Annotated in this window: 12 protein-coding genes; 4 read left to right on the plus strand and 8 right to left on the minus strand. The window is 72.3% G+C overall.

Annotated features, from left to right (window positions below; genetic code table 11):
• Positions 1 to 252: 252 nt before the first annotated feature.
• Positions 253 to 2790: an ATP-dependent helicase HrpB gene (hrpB, locus tag WG209_RS06805; RefSeq protein WP_337174267.1), complete on the minus strand. Its 2538-nt coding sequence runs from the start codon at positions 2788 to 2790 to the stop codon at positions 253 to 255.
• Positions 2791 to 2895: 105 nt separating this feature from the next.
• Positions 2896 to 4368 carry a peptidylprolyl isomerase gene (locus tag WG209_RS06810; RefSeq protein ID WP_337174268.1) on the minus strand — a complete coding sequence of 491 codons (1473 nt, stop codon included), beginning with the start codon at positions 4366 to 4368 and terminating at the stop codon, positions 2896 to 2898.
• Positions 4369 to 5427: 1059 nt separating this feature from the next.
• Here WG209_RS06810 and WG209_RS06815 point away from each other — a divergent pair.
• Entirely contained in the window at positions 5428 to 8973 is a 3546-nt protein-coding gene (locus WG209_RS06815) for a serine/threonine-protein kinase (RefSeq protein WP_337174269.1), read from the plus strand.
• A gap of 13 nt (positions 8974 to 8986) precedes the next feature.
• Here WG209_RS06815 and WG209_RS06820 read toward each other — a convergent pair whose 3' ends face one another.
• Both WG209_RS06820 and WG209_RS06825 read right to left on the minus strand, forming a co-directional pair.
• Positions 8987 to 10051: a GTPase gene (locus WG209_RS06820; protein WP_337174270.1), complete on the minus strand. Its 1065-nt coding sequence runs from the start codon at positions 10049 to 10051 to the stop codon at positions 8987 to 8989.
• A gap of 47 nt (positions 10052 to 10098) precedes the next feature.
• Entirely contained in the window at positions 10099 to 10641 is a 543-nt protein-coding gene (locus WG209_RS06825; protein WP_337174271.1) for a hypothetical protein, read from the minus strand.
• 82 nt (positions 10642 to 10723) lie between these two features.
• On the opposite strand from WG209_RS06825, the gene WG209_RS06830 reads away from it, so the two are divergent.
• Genes WG209_RS06830 through WG209_RS06840 form a run of 3 tightly spaced genes read left to right on the plus strand, consistent with a single transcriptional unit; the run spans position 10724 to position 11793 of the window.
• Entirely contained in the window at positions 10724 to 11209 is a 486-nt protein-coding gene (locus WG209_RS06830; protein ID WP_337174272.1) for an EVE domain-containing protein, read from the plus strand.
• A 7-nt stretch (positions 11210 to 11216) separates the two neighbouring features.
• On the plus strand, positions 11217 to 11600 hold the full coding sequence (locus WG209_RS06835; RefSeq protein WP_337174273.1) for a VOC family protein: 384 nt from the start codon (positions 11217 to 11219) through the stop codon (positions 11598 to 11600).
• A gap of 7 nt (positions 11601 to 11607) precedes the next feature.
• The gene (locus WG209_RS06840) at positions 11608 to 11793 is read left to right on the plus strand and encodes a hypothetical protein (protein WP_337174274.1); all 186 of its coding nucleotides are present in this window, start codon (positions 11608 to 11610) and stop codon (positions 11791 to 11793) included.
• A 14-nt stretch (positions 11794 to 11807) separates the two neighbouring features.
• Here WG209_RS06840 and WG209_RS06845 read toward each other — a convergent pair whose 3' ends face one another.
• The 4 genes from WG209_RS06845 to WG209_RS06860 all read right to left on the minus strand — a co-directional run bounded on the left by WG209_RS06845 (position 11808) and on the right by WG209_RS06860 (position 18062).
• A complete protein-coding gene (locus WG209_RS06845; RefSeq protein WP_337174275.1) occupies positions 11808 to 13043 on the minus strand; it encodes a DUF4832 domain-containing protein in 1236 nt (411 codons plus the stop codon).
• Between the two features lie 4 nt (positions 13044 to 13047).
• Positions 13048 to 14514: an RtcB family protein gene (locus tag WG209_RS06850; RefSeq protein ID WP_337174276.1), complete on the minus strand. Its 1467-nt coding sequence runs from the start codon at positions 14512 to 14514 to the stop codon at positions 13048 to 13050.
• Between the two features lie 321 nt (positions 14515 to 14835).
• Positions 14836 to 15492 (minus strand): hypothetical protein, encoded by a 657-nt coding sequence (locus tag WG209_RS06855; protein WP_337174277.1) that lies wholly within the window; start codon positions 15490 to 15492, stop codon positions 14836 to 14838.
• Positions 15493 to 15551: 59 nt separating this feature from the next.
• Positions 15552 to 18062, minus strand: a complete 2511-nt coding sequence (locus tag WG209_RS06860; protein ID WP_337174278.1) for an excinuclease ABC subunit UvrA — start codon at positions 18060 to 18062, stop codon at positions 15552 to 15554.
• Positions 18063 to 18123: the final 61 nt, after the last annotated feature.

The raw sequence follows: 18123 nt of genomic DNA on the forward strand, positions 1-18123 counted from the left end.
TCCGGCCCGAATTTGTCCCCTCTCCCCCCGGGAGAGGGCAGCCGCGCCAGCGGCGGGTGAGGGCCTGGGCGTTTCGGTGTGTGCGCCGGCCGCGCCGGAGATGAGCCGTCGCGATCTCCGAAGCGCCCAGGCCCTCACCCGGCCCTTCGGGCCACCCTCTCCCAGCGGGAGAGGGGACGCGCGTTTCACGCTCGACGAGTTGGGGATCGCGAGAAAAACGCTTCGAACTCCGCGCGAACGAAGCCAACGGCCTCAGCGCGGCCGGGGGGAGCGGACGGGGGCCTGGGCGGTGGTGGGATCCTCGGGCCAGGGGTGCTTGGGGTATCGGCCGCGGAGGTCCTTCCGGACCTGATGATAGGTGGTCGCCCAGAAGCTGCGGAGGTCGGAAGTCACCTGCACCGGGCGGTGGTTGGGGCCCAGGAGTTCCAGCAGCAGGGGGACGCGGCCCCGGGCCAGCCTGGGGGCCTCGGGCCAGCCGAACAGCTCCTGCAACTTCGCCGCGAGGACCGGCTGCCGGCCCGGCTCGTACTCCAGCCGGACGCTCCGGCCGCTGGGGATCGTGATCGAGTTCGGGGCGCAGGCGTCCAGCTCGCGCGACTGGTCGTGCGAGATCAGCCCGTCCAGGTACGCCACCTTCGACGCCCGCCGGACCTCGTCCATCCCGGACTTGCCGTGGCAGAGGACCTCCAGCGGCCCGGCCAGGGCTTCATCGTCCAGCGCCGGCCAGCCGAGTTCGGGGACCGCTTCCCGGACGAACTCGTAGCGGGCGAGCCACGCCGCGGCGGCCGGGTCGGCCCGGAAGATCTCCCCCGCGCGATGGCGCAGGGCCTCGAACAACGCCCTCGCGGTCTCGCGGCCGTCGGGGGCCCTGGCCGGATCCTCGCGGATCAGGATGTCCTCGTACCAGAGCCGGTTCATCGCCGCGACGCGCTCCCGCGCGGGGTCGTACTCCACCCGGCGCTCGCGGCGGATCGACTGCGGCACCAGCTCCTCCAGCCACTCCAGCCGCACGGCGCTGGCGACGGAGACCTGCAACTCCAGCGTCCCCCGCCGGCGCTCCTCCCTCGGGTCGAGCGCCAGGAAGAACTCCCCCTCCCGGACCACCGACTCTCGCGCCAGCCGGATGCCCCGGCCGCCGACCATCACCCCGGTCTCCTCCGAGCCCCGCCGCCGGACGACGCGGTCGGGATAGGCCAGGATCAGGAGCTTGAGCAACGCCTCCTCGCGGGCCTCCGCGTCCAGCCCCGACGGGCCGCCCGATTCGAGCCGCGACCCCAGCCGGACCAGGTCGTCCCGGATCCGCGCCGCCTGTCGCGCCGCGGCCACGTCGATCCCGCGCTCCTTGAGATGGGGCGAGAACCGGGCGGCCTCCGCTTCCCGCAGGAGATCCAGGCGGTCGAGCATGTCCGACGCCCCCCGTCGGCCGCCCGGTCGGCGACGATCGGCCACGTCCTTCTCGGAGAGCAGCGCCGCCAGCGCGGCCCCCTCGCGGAGCAGCCCCGCGTCGGCCGCCGCCAGCAGGAGCCGGGCGAGTCGGGGATGGACCGGGAGCGCGAGCATCCGATCGCCCGTCGGCGTGATCCGCCGGGTCGCGGGGTCGAACGCCCCCAGCCGCGCGAGCATCGCCTCGGCCGCGTCGATCCGCTCGGGCTCCGGGGCCTCGTACCAGGCGAAGGCGCGGGGCTCGGTCACGCCCCACGAGTGGAGCGTCAGCAGCGTGGCGCCCAGGTCGACGCGGCGGACCTCGGGGGCCTCGAACGGCTCCAACAGCGCGTGCCGCTGCTCCGACCACAGCCGGACGCAGCGCCCCGGCCCGGTCCGCCCGGCGCGCCCGGCGCGCTGGTCGGCCGACGCCCGGCTGATCGGCTTGAGGTCGAGCCGGTCGAGCCCGCGCGAGGCGTCATGCCCGGCGACTCGCGCCAGTCCGGAATCGATCACGGTCGTCACGCCGTCGATCGTCAGCGAGGTCTCGGCGATGTTGGTCGCAAGGATGATCTTACGTCGATGCGAAGGCCGCAGCGCCGCGTCCTGCTCGTCCGGCGGCAGCGATCCGTGCAGCGGCAGAACCACGGCGTCGCGGGCCGACGCGATCCCCCCCAGCGCCGACTGGGCGCGGCGGATCTCGGCCGTGCCGGGCAGGAAGACAAGGACGTGGCCGCGATCGGTCGGGTCGGCCAGGACGTCGGCCACGGCCCCGGCGATCGTCTCCGGGTCGGACGGCCGCTGGGAGTCGCGATGGGAGACGGCGATCGGGTAGGTCCGGCCGGGGACCTCCACCACCGGCGCGTCCAGGAACGCGGCGACCGGCGCGGCGTCGAGCGTGGCCGACATCACCATGATCCGCAGGTCGGGCCGGACCTCGCGGCGAACCTCGCGCAGGAGCGCCAGGGCCAGGTCGGTGTGCAGGCTCCGCTCGTGGAACTCGTCCAGGACGACCGCGCCGACGCCTTCCAGGAACGGATCGGCCAGGAGCCGGCGCGAGAGGATCCCCTCGGTCATGACGACGAGGCGGGAATCCGCCGAGGCGCGGCGGTCGAACCGGACGTGGTAGCCGACCTCGCGGCCGAGCGTCCAGCCCTGCTCGTCGGCGATGCGCGCGGCCGTCGACCGCGCGGCGACTCGACGCGGCTGGAGCACCAGCACCGATCCCCCCGCGCCGCGACGGACCATCGCCGGGGGGACTCGGGTCGTCTTGCCCGAGCCCGGCCGCGCGACCAGCACCAGCGCGCCCCGGGCGTCCAGGGCGTCGAGGATCTCGGGCAGGCTCGGGTCGATGGGGAGCGGGGTCATGGCGGCTGTCGGGCTGGGATCATCGGCCTTCGAAACGCCGCGAAGCGGGAGGCGCCCCCGCTTCGATCGGCCCGCGCCGGGCGCGGCTTGAAGTCCAGCGTAGCGTCAGCCCCGGATCTTGAGAACCGGGACCAGGCGGTTGCCGATGAACTTGTAGTAGGTGCCGTTGGGCCGGAGCGTCTCGCCGTTGCTGGCCCGGCCGCGGGCCTCCCCCTCGAAGGCGTAGCGGGTGTTGGCGTTCGCCCGGAACCTGACGTGCCCCTCGCGGCCGGCCATCTGGTTCATGCCCTCGCCGGCGATCAGGGTCGTCCGCCCGAACCAGCCGTGGGCCAGCGTGTAGCCGCCCCCCGCCTTCACCCGGTTCCGCCCCCCCAGGCCGCCGTCGATGGTGGCCGGGACGGTGACCGAGTCGTCCACCGTGATCGTGTCGTTGGCCTTGGAGCCCTGGACGATGATCTGCGTCAGATCCCACGGCGACGGCCGGATGGAGTCGAGCACGCCGTTGACGAAGACCTGGATGTTCTGCGACGGCGGGATGGTCGGCGCGTCGGCCTGCTTGACCTCGATGGTGTTGGTCCCGCCGAAGAACCGCCCCCGCGCGACCGGCGTGGCGATCAGCACGTCCTGGATCCGTCGCACGGCCCCGGTGTTCCCGGCCGTGTAGACGCGGAAGGTCTGGGTGGCGGTCGAGCCGTCGGCCGGGTCGGTCGCGGTCACGGTGATCGTCGCCGTCTGTCCCGGCCCGGCGGCGGTGGTGTCGATCAGCAGCGCCCCGTTGGGGTTCTCGCTGGTGATCCTGGAGGATGTGATCGTCACCGGGTTGACCGGCACCGACCGCTCGCCCGACTGGACGGTCGTGATCTGGGACATCTTCTCCAGCGTGTCGAACCCGTCGACCTGCTGGCCGAAGATCGTGTACTTCTGGTCGAGCGCCGTCTGCGGCCCGAACGTGACGAAGAACTGGGCGTCGCTGGAGTTGGGCTGGCCGGTGTTCGCCATCGCGAGCTGGCCGTAGCTGCTGAAGGCGACCGAGGGGTCGACCTCGATCCCGATGGGCGTCACGCCGCTGGAGGACGCCGTGCTGGTGGGGCTGTTCGAGCCCCCCTGGGCCATAAAGCCTTCGATGATCCGCGGGAAGTAGCGGCCCTGGTCGACGTAATAGCCGTCGTTGCTGAAGTTGGTGATCCGCTGGACGGTCTGCGGGGCGACGTCGGGGAAGAACTGGAACGTCAGCGGCTCATTGATGATGTTGGGATCCCCGGCGCCGGCCGAGAGGTGCTGGACGTCGATCGTCCAGAACTGGCCCTCGGCGACGGAGACCTTGATGTTCGGGTTGTCGGACGTGGCGGTGAACCGCTGGTTCGTCGCCCCGCCCGCGCTACCGTCCAGCGCCAGCTGATAGCCCTGCCCCGCCGGGGCCGCGACGTCCGGGATGGGGGCGAGCGCGGCGGTCAGCAACTCGCGACCTTCGAGCGACTCGACGGCGAGGCGGCGCTTGTTCCGCGCGGCGTGGGGGGCCGGCCCGCCCGCTTGCGACCTCGCAAGGAACGGACGTCTCCGAAGGACTCGGTGCCACATGACTCTGCCTCCTGCCGCCGCCTATCCTATCCATCTCGCCGCGACCGCCATCGACATCGCCGATGCGTCCGCGGGTTGTATCGTCAACCGGGGATTTTCGCCTTGAGCCCGAATCGATCCCCGGATATGGCGCGCCCCGCGGCGGCGATATCCCGTCCCGGTGGGCGGAGCCCGCGAGCCCTCACCGGCGGCGTCCGGAAAAAAATCCGAGGAACGTGAAATTCCGCCCGCCCGGACGCTGACCATGCCGGTGTTCGATGAAGGCGTTCCTTGGCATCTCGGAAGCAGTTGAGGATCGCTGGGCGACGCCGCTGGGACCGCTCGGGCGTGCCGATCCATCGTCCCTTGTGGCCTCATGAGGCGGGCCATCGCGCCGGTGGAGGGCGACAGACGCCGGTTATCGGCGGGCTCGCCAGTCACGCCGACCATGAACCGCCGCTATCTGTATCGTCCGACGACCCCCGCCCTTCGCTTCGGGCCGCCCCCGGTCGTCGGGCGAGAGGACGCGCGTTTCGTCTCGCGGAGTCTGGGGTGACAAGAAAGGAAAGCACTTCGAAAATGACGAACGAAGCCAAGCCTGGTTGGTCGCAAGTCATTGCCGGAGAGAAGGTTGATCGTGAATCGCGGGCGACGGCGGCGCGCGAACGAAGCCAACTCCGCGGCGACCCCGCCGTCGGGGGCTGGCCGCTCGAATCGGGCGAGGGATTCGCGTGGGATGAGGGAGTCGCGCCGCCGAGATCGCGAGGCTCGCGCGCGACTCGGTGGGCGTTGACAGCGCGGGCGGCCGGATCTATAGTACCAGTGCCCCGCGGTCCAAGCATGCACCCGGCGGGGATCACGTCTCCGGGCCCTGGCCCTCGTCTCGATACGTCGTTTGGTACGCGCACGGACGTCCTGTTGCGGGGATGAGCCCCTTTGAGCCAGCACGAGCCCCCCCACGACCAATCCGAACCGCCAGGCGGTCGCGCGCCCCAACCCGGCCCGCGCCAGCAGGGGAGTTCGCGCGCGTCGAGGGCGGCCGCGCCCGCCGACGCGCCGACGGCCGCCCGGGGATCGAGCGTGGACTCGCGGCGGGCGGCCGGGACCTCCCGCCCGCCGGCCGCGCCGACCCCCCGCCCCGGGGACGTGCTGGGGGGCTTCGTGCTGGAGGAGGCGATCGGGGCCGGCGGCATGGGCGCCGTCTTCCGCGCCCACGACGCCACCCTCGACCGCGAGGTGGCGCTGAAGCTCCTCCCCCCGGACCAGATGGACGACCCCGAGGTCGTCCGGCGCTTCTACCAGGAGGGGCGGGCGGCGGCCCGGCTCGACCACGAGAACATCGCCCGGGTCTTCAGCCTGGGGCGCGACGGGCCGTATCACTTCATCATCTTCGAATACGTCGAGGGGGAGACGATCCGCCGCCGGGTGGACGAGCGCGGCCCGATGTCGGTCGCCGAGGCGGTCGACGTCACGCTCCAGATGGCGCAGGCCCTGGTCCACGCCTCGCATCGCGGCGTCGTCCATCGCGACGTCAAGCCCTCGAACATCATCATCACGCCCGAGGGCCGGGCGAAGCTGGTCGACATGGGGCTCGCCCGGCGGTTCGAGCGCCAGGGGGATCGCGGCGGGCTGACGCAGACCGGGATGACCCTGGGGACGTTCGACTACATCAGCCCCGAGCAGGCCCGCGACCCCCGGGACGTGGACGTCCGCGGCGACCTGTACTCGCTGGGCTGCACCCTGTTCCACATGCTGACGGGCCGGCCGCCGTTCCCGGGGGGGACGGTGCTCCAGAAGCTCCTCCAGCACCAGGAGGAGCCCCCCCCGGACGTCCGCGAGCTGAACCCGGACGTCCCCCCGGCGCTGGCGAAGGTGCTCGACCGGCTGATGGTCAAGGACCGCGACCGCCGCTGCCAGTCGCCTGAGCAGCTGGTGCGCGAGCTGCTCGGGGTCGCCGGCCGGGTCGGCATCCCCCTGCCCCGGTTCGAGGCCGCCGCGGCCCCCGCCGAGCGGCCGGCGTGGGAGCGCCCGATGGCGTTCGCGACGCTGGCCGGCTTCGCGCTGCTGGCGGCCGGCCTCTTCTACTGGGGGCGCGAGCTGGCCGACCCCTCGGCGCCCACCCCGGCGGTCGAGTATCCGTCGCTGAGCGCGTCCCGGGTCGCGTCGAACCCGCGGCCGACGCCCCCCGCGGCGGGCCCGGAGGCGGCCCCCCTCGCGGCCTCGTCGGCCCCCCGGAAGATCGACGTCCGGCCGGGCGACGACCTGGCGGCGGTGCTGGCCTCCGCGCCCCACAAGTCCGTCGTCACGCTGACCGAGAACGGCCCCTACCTGCTGACCGGCCGCGTCCCGGCCCCCCGCGGCGACGCCCGAGACCTCACGATCCGGGCCGAGGTCGGCAGGCGCCCGGTGTTGCGGTTCGTCGCCGACGCCGCCGGCGGCGGGGACCGACCGGGGACGGCCCTCCTGGCCTTCACGCGCGGCCGGATCGCCATCGAGGGCCTGACCTTCGAGGCCGAGGGCCGCGCGCTCGACGACCGCCTCGCCGCCATCGTCCTGGACGACGCCGAACTCCAGCTCACCGGCTGCTCCTTCCGCCGCGGCCCGGGGGGCGGTCCCGGGATCCCGGCGGTGCTCGGCCGCGTCTCCCGCCCGGACGCCACCGGCGACCGGCCGCCGGCGATCGTCGCCCGCCAGTGCCACTTCGACCCCGGCGCGGCGGCCGTCGAGTGCCGCGGGCCGGCGGACGTCAAGTTGTACGACTGCACCTTCGGCCCCGGCGGGCCGGCCGTCGTCCTGGACGACGCCGGCGGCGGGGCGGCCGATCCGCGCGACGTCACGGCCGTCCGGTCCAGCTTCATGGCCGGCGTTTCCCCCGTCTTCCTGGCGCGCGGGCCCAGGGTCGGGTTCCGCGTGGACGACTGCGTGATGGCCGCGGCCGACCCCTCGACGCCCGGCCGCGTCCTCGCCATGGTCGACTCCCCGCGCGACCTCGCCTGGCTCGGCCGCGGGAACCTCTACGGCCCGTTCGACGCCTACCTGCGGGTCGCCGACGCCCCCAACTCCGAGGAGGCCGTCGCCGACTTCGACGCCTGGCGATCGGGCCTCCGGGAGGACCGTTCCGTCCTGGCCGCGCCGCCGGTCTGGGAGTCGCCCGACCCGGCCCGCGAGCTGGCCCAGGGCCCCGAGGCGCCGGCCCGCGCGTTCAGGCTGGTCGCGGCCGAGGGCCGGCCCTCCTCCGTCGGCGCGCGGAAGGGGCCGTTCGGCGGCCTCATCGTCGAGCCCTCCGCCTCGGACGCCGAGCCCGAGGTCGCGTTGGCGACCTCCGGCTCCGCGACGCCGGTCCCGACGACCCCGGCGGCCGTCGCGCCCCCCACGCCGACCACCGAGGAGCCCGAGCCCCCGATGGCCGCGACCATGCCCCCCATGGTGAACGCGGAGCCCGAGGAACCCGAGCCGACGCCCCCCGTCGCCTCCTCTCCCCCGGCCCAGCCGCGACGGGACGCGGACGCCGCCCCGGCGCGGCATCCCGACGAGGAAGACCTGATCCGCGGCGCCGAGCAGTTCCGGGGCATGATCGCGGCGGCTCGGGACGGCGACGGCGGCGAGCTGCGCGTCGCGGCCGGGGCCGAGCTGGAGCTGACCACCCTGGCGCTCCCCCCCGGATCGTGGACCATCGCGGCCCAGCCCGGCGGGCGCCGCCCGAAACTGAGGTTCCATCCCTCCCCCTTCGGGTCCTCCTCCGCCTGGACGGCCCTGTTCCAGGTCCAGTCCGGGGAGCTGAAGCTCCAGGGCCTCGACCTCCTGGTCGAGGACGACGACCACCAGCTGATGGGGAGGCTCGCCGCCGTCAGCGTCGCGGCCGGGGCGTCGCTGGAGCTGTCCGACTGCACGATCAGCCTGGTCGGCCAGGCGCCGGCGCACGCGGCGATCGTGGTCCCGTCGCCCCGCGACCCGAACGGGCCCGGCGTCGCGGGTCCGGCCGTCGTCCGGCTGCGGGACGGCTTCATCCGGTCCGTGGGGGACGCCGTCTTCGTCGCGCCGGGCCAGCGGCTCGACGCCCGGCTGGACAATGCCGTCGTCGCCGTCGACGGCAGCCTGCTCCACGCGCAGGGGGGCGGCCCCGCGGGCGACGGCGCCTCGCTCTCGCTCAAGATGGAGCGCGTCCTCGCGCGGGCCAAGGGGGGGATGGTCCACCTGGACGGCTCGGCCGACGAGGCCGGCCTGCCGATGGCCGAGGTGACGGCCCGCGATTCCGTCTTCAGCACCGGCGACGCCGGCGCCCCCCTGTTCCGGGTCGACGGCCGCGGCCAGTCCGACGGCCTCGCCGATCGCATCCGGTGGACGGGCGAGGACGTCGGCTACCACGACATCACCACCTATCGGGCCGACGACGCCGGCCGCATCGGCGTCTCCCCCAGGCGCTACGCCCGGTCGGACTGGCTCGTCAACCTCTCCACCCGCGACGACGCCCCGGTCCTGGACGTCGAGTTCGCCGACCGCAAGGCCCCCGCCCTGCCGGCGCGCGACCTCTCGCCGCGGGCCCTGCGACTCGCCCCGCGCGGCCCGCTCGCCTCGAAGGGCCCCGACTTCGCCGCCATCCCCCCGGCCCCCGGCTCCGGGTCGTGAACCCGTCGCGGCGCTAGGGGCCGAGGCTCGCTCGCATCCGGATGAGTCGATCCACCTGCCCGCGGCGGAACGGCACGCCCGCGCCCGGGGGGGGCGGCTCCGGCGCCAACGCCCGCGCGATCGCGGTGCCCAGCGCTTCGAGACCTTCCCCCGTCTCGGCCGAGACGACCAGCGACGCGGTCGCGCCGGAGACCTCGGCGGGGTCCCACGCGGCGGGGAGGTCGGCCTTGCTGGCGACGATGAGCGTGCTCGGCCCCGGCGACGCCTCGTCGCCCGGCTCCAGCGGGCGCGAACGGTCCAGCACCAGCAGCGTCAGGTCGGCCCGCGCCCGCTCGCGGAGCGCCCGTTCGACGCCCGACCGCTCCACCACGTCCTCGGCCAACCGTACTCCCGCGGTGTCGACCAGCTCGACGGGCCAGCCGTCGAACGCGGTGCGCGCCGTCACCGCGTCGCGCGTCGTGCCGGGCGTCGGAGCGACGATCGCCCGCTCGTAGCCGGCCAGGGCGTTGAGCAGCCGGCTCTTGCCCGCGTTCGGCCGCCCCGCTATCACGACCCGCCAGCCTTCGACCAGCCGGACGCCGACCCGACCGCGATCGATCAACGCATCCAGCCGCGACGTCGAGTCCGGGCCGCCGTTCGCGATCGACTCGACCTCCCGGTCGAGCGCCCCCTGGGCCTGCTCCAGCAGGATCTCGGCCGCGCGGAGCGTCCGCGCCCGCGCCAGGTCCTCCCACGCCTCGGCCGACGTCTCCGTCGGGGTGGCAGCGCGGAGGAACGCCGAAGGCTCGACCAGCCGCGCCCCCCCATCGGCGAGCGCCCGGAGGACCATCTCGATCGCGGCCGAACCGCCGTGGCACTGGACCTCCACGCCGCCGGGCTCGCCGTCGAGGATCACCACGACGACCTCGTCGCCCAGCCCCGCGCCGAGCCGGCCGAGCCGGGGGCGCATCGGCGGCGTCTCGGCCAGCGGCTTCCCGCGCATGGGGCGGAACGCCGCGTCCACCGTCGCCAGGGCGTCCGGCCCCCACACGCGAGCCACGGCCACCGCCCCGCGGCCGGCCGGGGTCAAGACGGCCATGCGCGGGGCCTCGCACCCGGCCTCGTCTTCAAGGGAAGGATGGTCGTTCATTCGATCCCGAACACCAGATGGACCCGGTCCCGTCCGTAGCGACGTTCCGCCGCCTCCATCGCGTCCAGAACAAGCAGAACCGAGGAGTCCAGGTGAGAACCATCAAGGTTGTGATGTCGCATCGCCGCCCCGATCTCCTCCAACGTCAACCAGCCTACAATGCCGCTGCTGCATAACCCATCGAACATCGGATACATGTCGTTCCACGCCGCCAAGTCGTTGGATCCCGGGCTCGGAGTCTGGCATTCGGTCCGTCGCGCCGGCTCCGGGGACGACGCTTCAGCATCGTGGGTCGCGGGTGGGCGCTCCCGAGACCTGTGGGGCATCAGATAATCCGGCACTCCGCGGGGCGGGATCAAGGGCGGTAAGCCGGTTTCGTTTCGCACGCCGGCGATGGCCGCGTGGAACTCGTAGTGTTTGCCCCCCGTTAGGCCGAAATCGTTCGTCAGGTCCCAATAGGAAGGGGTGTTGAAGAAGCGGGGCCCTTCGATGGGTGAGTTGTCATCGATCGCGAGTACGACCAGCATGTCCGTGCCCATGAAATCTCCTGTTGCCGAATCCGAAGCGGGTCGGTCTTATGGACGGCCGATCGACCGAACGGCGGACGTCCGAGGATCCCGCATGGCCTACTGGTTGTTCAAGTCCGAGCCGGAATCCTACTCCTACGCCGACCTGGAGCGCGACGGCTCGACGGGCTGGAACGGCGTGCGGAACTACCAGGCCCGGAACTTCCTGCGCGACTCCATCAAGGTCGGCGACGGCGTGCTCTACTACCACTCCAACGCCGACCCCGCGGCCGTCGTCGGCATCGCCGAGGTAATCGAGGCGGGCCATCCCGATCCGTCGGCCTTCGACCCCGACTCCCATTACCACGACCCCAAGAGCAAGCCCGACGCACCGATCTGGTTCCAGGTCACGATCAAGCCCGTGCGGCCCGTCGACCCTCCCCTGAGCCTGGCGAGCCTCCGCGAGGTCCCCGCGCTGGCGGGGATGGAGCTGCTCCGCAAGGGGAGCCGGCTCTCGGTCCAGCCGGTCACGGACGACGAGTGGCGGGCGGTGCTGGAGCTGGCCGGGATCAAGCCCGCGAGGAAGTCGCGGAAAGGATGAGCGACCGATGGCGAGACTGGAACACTTCGCGATCTACGCGGCCGACCTGGAAGCCCTGAAGGACTTCTACATCCGCGTCATGGGGATGAAGGTCGCCCGCGTCGGCGACGGCAACCCGCCCGGCGGCTACTTCCTCGCCGACGACCACGGCGGCGCCATCGAGATCATCGCCCGCCCCGCCGACCACGCGAACGCCAACCAGCGCTGGGTGTGTCACCTCGCGTTCTGGGTCGACGACGTCTTCGGCAAGAAGGCCGAGCTTGAGAGGCTCGGAATCCGCTTCGAGACCGACACCGCCGCCGACGACTCCAATATCAAAACCTGCTTCTTCCACGATCCCGAAGGCAATCGCTGCCAGCTCGTCTGGCGGAGCAGGCCGCTGGTGGATTGAGGGCCGCGTGTTCATCGACGACGAGCGGACGCCCGGGCTCCTGTGGATCGCCGTCGGCGCCGTCGCGACCGCGCTCGCCCTGCCGCCGATCCGGTCCGCGTCGCCTACGGTCGCGATCGCCTGCATGGCTCCCGGACTCGCCATGATCGGCCTCGGCGCGTGGTCGATCTGGCGAGTCACGCGCGAGGCGTGACGACGCGCGAGCCATCAAAGGTCCGCGTCGAACTCGATCCGTTGGCCGGGGACGAGGCGGTCGGATTCGATGGTCAAAGCCTCTCCGCCGGCCTCGATCGGGAAGGCGCGCGACTCGCCGGGGAGCAGGCCCTTCAGCGACACGGCCGAGCGCACCCCGCCGACGGCCGGGTAGGCGTCGTGGTAGATCGGGGCGAAGCCCGTGTTCTCGATCGTCGGGACGGAGCGATCGGCCGACCCGCGGAAGTCGACGACGCGGAAGCGATAGCCGCACGCCATGCCGGCCTCGCGGATCCGCTCGGGCTCCTGGTGACGCGGCTGGGCGTCGCCGATCATGAACGAGATGTGGAACTTCGCGGCGTGCTCCTCGAACGGGACGCCGTGCGGCCCTTTCGGCGCGAGGGCTTCCTCCTGGTCCTTCGGCTCGTAGAAGCTGAACTCGCCGCCGGTCGGGGCGACCTTCCAGCGGTCGCGGCCCAGGGTGATCCAGTTCGGCTCGTTCCAGCGCGCGTGGTCGGCGTGGTTGAACGAGTCGTCGAACAGGCCGAACGGCAGGGCGAGCAGCTTCGGGTCGTTCGCGAACGGGGCGCGGTCGGCCGCCGCGTCGACCGAGATCATCCAGGGCGTCCGCCTGAACGCATCGGCCAGGGTCAGCGCGAACTCGCGTTGATAGTCGAGCGAGGGGAATGTCCCGCCCATCGTCATCGGGCCGTCGTAGATGTGGTACTCGGCCCAGAGGCCGAAGCCGACCTCCAGGAACGCCAGTCGCGGGTCGTCGTCGTACCGCTCGGCGAACCGGCGGAAGAACTCCAGGACGCACCGGCGCAGCTCGGGATGGGACCAGTCCGCGAAGCCGGTCTTCTTCTTCTCCGAGAGGGCGTCCACGCCGCGATAGTCCGGCAGCGCCCGGATGTACTCCGGGACGCCCGAGGGCTTGCCGACATAGGTGTCGAAGAAGCGGATGATCGCCTGATGCTTGCGCGTCGCCACCTCGTCGAGCAGTTTGTCGACCGGCCCCCAGTCGTACTCGTCCTTCCCCCGGATGACCTCGGCGTACGGGAAGTAGCGGAATTCAAGCTGGATCGGCGCCGTGCGGACGGCCGCGTTCGTCGACCACAGGACGATGCCGGTCATCGGCTGGACCTCGCGGACCTCCGACTTCAGCGGGATCGGGCGGAGGTCGTCCGCGCGACCCGACGCGGCCAGCGTCGTCCAGCAGAGCGTCAGTCCGATGACCAGCCTGGGATTCATAATCTCACCCCTTGATGACGCCCACCGGTCGCAGGCGGGCGACCTTCTTGGAGATGCCGGCCTTGTCCACGACGTCGACGACGAGGTCGACGTCCTTGTACGCGGCGGGCTGCTCCTCCGCCAGCCCCTTGTGGCCGCGGGCCCTGGCGATGATGCCGACGTCGGCCAGCTCGCGGTCGATCCGGCGGCCCTCGGCGAGCTTCACAGCGGCCGTGCGGCTCATCAGCCGCCCCGCGCCGTGACAGCTCGTGCCGAACGAGTGGACCATGCTGCCGGGCTGGCCGGCGAGGACCCAGCTCGCCGTCCCCATGCTGCCGGGGATGATGACGGGCTGGCCGGTCTCGGCGTAGGCCTCGGGGATCTCGGGATGGCCCGGCGGGAAGGCCCGCGTGGCCCCCTTGCGGTGGACGCAGACCTCCTTCCGCACGCCGCGGCCGACGTCGTGCTCCTCGAACTTGGCGATGTTGTGCGCGACGTCGTACACCAGGTCCATCCCCAGCTTCTGCCACGGCTTGCCGAAGACCTTCGCGAAGACCTCGCGCGCCTGGTGGGTCAGCAGCTGGCGGTTGCACCAGGCGTAGTTGGCCGCGGCCCGCATCGCCCCCAGGTACGCCTGCCCCTCCGGGCTCCGCACCGGCGCGCAGGCGAGCTGCCTGTCGGGGAGCGTGAAGCCGTACTTCCTGGGGGCGTCCTTGAACACCGTGAGGAAGTCCTCGCAGACCTGATAGCCCAGCCCCCGCGAGCCCGAGTGGATCAGGACGGTGATCTGGCCTTCGTGCAAGCCCATCACCTTCGCGGCGGGCTCGTCGATGACGCGGTCGACGACCTGGACCTCCATGAAGTGGTTGCCCGAGCCGAGGGTCCCGCACTGGTCGGCCCCGCGCATGATGGCGCGGTCGCTGACGCGGCCGGGGTCGGCGTTGTCGAGCCGGCCGCCGGCCTCGGCGAACGTGATGTCGCGCTCGGTCCCCCAGCCCTTGTTAACGACGTACGAGACCCCCTTCTCCATCAGTTCCACGAGCTGCGGCTTGGTGAAGGAGAACGGCCCGCGCTGGCCGACCCCGGTGGGGACGTCGCGGAAGAGCTGCTCCACCAGCGGGCGAATTTGCCCCTTCACGTCGGCCCATTCCAGGTCGGTGCGCAGCAGCCGGACGCCGCAATTGATGTCGTAGCCGACCCCGCCGGGGGAGATCACGCCCCCTTCCTCGGGGTCGGTCGCCGCGACGCCGCCGATGCAGAAGCCGTAGCCCCAGTGGATGTCCGGCATGGCCAGGCTGGCCTTCTGGATGCCCGGCAGCGTGGCGACGTTCGCCACCTGCTCCGGCCCCTGGTCGGCCCGGATGTGCCCGATCAGCGAGTCGTCGGCGAAGATGACGCCGTCGACCCGCATGTCCTCCCGGTAGTCCTTCGGGATCCGATACTGGAACGGCGAGATCTGCTCCAGCGGCCCCGCGAACCCTTCCTTCGCCATCGTAGCATCCTCCCCGCCTCGACCTCGCCCCGCGAGGCTCCATTGTTCGTCGCCCGTCCTCGATGGGTCAAGGACGCGGGACGGGAAGCACGGGTTCGGACTTGGTCGAACCATGTGCGTTCGAGTCCGGCGGCGCGGGCTTGCGCCGCCCTCTCCCGCGTGCCAGCCCCGAGCGTTCGCTTCCTTCCGCCGTCAACCCGGCCGGCATTTCCCCGGGAGCGACGCAGATTCGAGTTGGTTGCCGTGGACCCGAGGACGGAATCCAACGCGGACCAGCCGCGCAGGATAATCCGAGAGAGTGCCCGCCTCCTTCTCGGCCCGTCACTTTGATTCACCGTGGGAAACTCGGCACATGCGCCGCAACTCGGGGCAAAGCCTCCAGGTTTCACGACCCGTGATGTACTGGAGCTGGGAAAAGGGGATTCCCTCGCGCAGGGCGGCGGCCTTGATACCGGCGATTGAAGCCTTCCTGGCCGGGGAGACGATGAACAGGGCTAACGGATACTCGTCCGAGAGCGGGATGTACGACCATCCAAGGCGCTCTATCGAGCGGACGATGGCCGGCAGGACGTCGTCGATGAAGGGGGCCGTGTCGGGGGGGCGGGATTTATCCAGGAGCTGGATCAGGTCTTCTTGAGTCCGAGCATCGATCACGGCGGTGAAACAACCCAGCTTGGCGGCACAGCCAAACCTGAGAACATATCGTTGATTGACGTCGGCGGCCCAGAGGCGGAATAAACTGATGTCGTCCAGTTCCGGGCCGGTCGGCTCGCCGTTCTCGTAGTGGTTTGGAATGTCTCCCCAGACGGCGCCAACCCCATTGACGCTCCGGAGACAGATCTCCAATGACCTCCTCGCGGCGGGGAGTACGACGTGGTGAGTCTGGTGTAAACCCAAGGGGGAGCCGCCGAGGATTTCCCGCAGCAATTCGTGGTCGCTCGAGATCGGGCCGGGCAGCGGACTGCTCTTGCTTGGCATGGCGGCTGCTCCCGCATGGAAGCTCGGGTTAATCCGGTAATGTCCACCGTGGGCCGCCGCTATCTCGACCCGAGCCGAGCCGCCAGGACTTCGCCGGTCGCCGTTCCGGACCTCGCCACGTCCTCGGGCGTCCCCTGGGCGACGATCCGGCCGCCGCGCTCGCCCGCGCCGGGGCCGAGGTCGATGATCCAGTCGGCGGCGAGCATCACCTCCGGGCTGTGCTCCACGACGATGACGGAGTGGCCGCGGTCGACGAGGTTCGACAGCGCCTCCAGCAGGCGGACCATGTCGGCCGGGTGGAGGCCGGCGGTCGGCTCGTCCAGGATGAACAGCGTGTGGGAGATGTTGCCCATCCGGTTGAGCGCGGCCGTCGAGCCGCCGAGGAACGCCGCCAGCTTCAGGCGCTGGGCCTCGCCGCCGGAGAGGGTCGCGGAGGGCTGGCCGAGCCTCAGATAGGCCAGCCCCAGATCCAGCAGGGGACGCAGCCGCGACTGGATCCGAGGCCGGTTGCGGAAGAAGGCGAACGCCTCGCGCGCGGTCAACTCAAGCACCTCCGCGATCGTCTTGCCGCGATAGGTGATCTCCAGGACCTCCGGCCGGTATCGCGTCCCCTTGCAGTCGGGGCAGCGCACGGTCACGGCGGGGAGGAATTGCATGTCGATGCGACGGATCCCCTCCCCCTTGCACGCCGAGCATCGGCCGCCGTCGACGTTGAAGCTGAACTTCGCCGGCCCGTAGTTCCTGAGCTTCGCGTCGTGCGTCGCGGCGAATACGCGGCGGATCTCGTCGAACGCCTTCAAGTATGTCGCGGGGTTCGCCCGGCCCGATCGGCCGATCGGCGAATGGTCCAGCCGCTCGACCAGCGCCAGGTCGCCGATCCCCTCCAGCGACTCGAACGGCGGCGTCGGGAGCGATTCGCCCGCGAGCGCGTTCCGGAGCGCGGGGTACAGCGTCTCCTCGACGAGGGCCGACTTCCCCGCGCCGCTGACCCCCGTCACCACGCACAGGACGCCGAGCGGGAAGGCCGCGTCGATCCCCTTGAGGTTCCGCGCCGATGCCCCCCGCAGGGTCAGGAACCCCCGCGACGGCGCGCGGCGGGACGCCGGGCGACCGACGGCGCGGCGGCCGGTCAGGAAGTCGGCCGTGACCGAGCCGGGGGCGTCGAGCAGCTCGGCGACCGGGCCGGAGTAGACCACCGAGCCTCCGGCTTCGCCCGCGCCTGGGCCGAGATCCACGACGAAGTCGGCCGCGCGGATCACCTCGGCGTCGTGCTCCACCACGATCGGCGTGTTGCCCTCGTCGCGGAGCCCGCGGATCGCGTCGAGCATCCGGCCGACGTCATGCGGGTGGAGGCCGGTCGTCGGCTCGTCCAGGACGTGGAGCGTCCCCACCAGGCCCGTCCCCAGCACGCGGACAAGAGAGGCCCGACGCAGCTCGCCGGCGGAGAGGTCGCGCGCGGGTCGGTCGAGCGGCAGGTGGGCCAGGCCGATCCTGTCGAGCGCTTCGAGCCGGGCGGCGATCCGCGCCCGCTGGGCCGCGACGTCGGGCGGCTCGTCGGGGGCGGCCCAGGAGGCCAGCGTCGCGAGGGCGCTGTCGACCGTCAGGGCGGAGAACTCGGCGACGTTCAGGCCGCCGACCCGGACGGCGAGCGCCTCGGGCCGCAGACGCGCGCCCCGGCAAGCCTCGCAGGGCCGGCCGTCGGCGTCCTCCCCCGTCCCCTCGCAGCGCTGGCATGCGCCGAGGGGACTGGTCCAGCGGAACAGGTTGGGCTGGGGCTCGACGTGGTCGGCACCGCACCGCCCGCATCGCCAGCCCCGGACGAAGGCGAGCGCGCCCCCCTCGGTGACGATCCGGCAGCGGCCGAGCCCGCGCCCCAGCGCCGTCTCGATGGAATCCAGCCGGCGCGGCGTGGCGTCGCGGCCCCGGACCAGGCGGTCGACGATCGCGTCGAGCTGGCTGGGGGCGTCCGTCACGAGCCCGGCGGCGTCGAGCGTCTCGGCCGTGAGGTCGATCCGGAGGTCGCCGGCGCGGAGCCGGGTCGTCCCTTGTTCGAGCAGGACCCGACCGAGCGCGGCCAGGTCGGTCCCGGGGAGGAGGTCGACGGGGAAGGCGATCTCGTAGCGCGTCCCCTCCGGCAGCGCGTCGATGGCGTCGGCGACGGTCAGCGGGGTCGCGGGAAAAACCCGCTCGCCGCAGGCGCGGCAGCGGACCTCGCCGCGACGGGCGAAGAGGAGGGCGAGGTGGTCGTGGGCCTCGGAGAGCGATCCGACGGTCGCCCGACCGGACGGCCGCGAGCCCGTGCCCGGAGCGACCGCCGGCGGCAGGCCCTCGACCCGGTCGACGTTGGGCTTCTCGACCGGCTCCAGGAACTGGCGGGCGTAGGCGGAGAAGGTCTCGACGTAGCGCCGCCGGCCCTCGGCGTACAGCGTGTCGAGCGCCAGCGTGCTCTTGCCCGCGCCGCCGACGCCGGTGACGACGATCAGGCGGCCGAGGGGGAGGTCGAGGTCGATCCCCTTGAGATTGTGCGTCCGCGCCCCCCGGACCTTGATGTGGGCGTCGGGCCGGGGCATCGGCGGGCCTCCCAGGGATGAAATGGGAGCGGCGAGCCGGATGGTCCGGCTCGCCGCGGGG

It is taken from the genome of Paludisphaera sp. (assembly GCF_037189885.1).
GTDB lineage: Bacteria > Planctomycetota > Planctomycetia > Isosphaerales > Isosphaeraceae > Paludisphaera.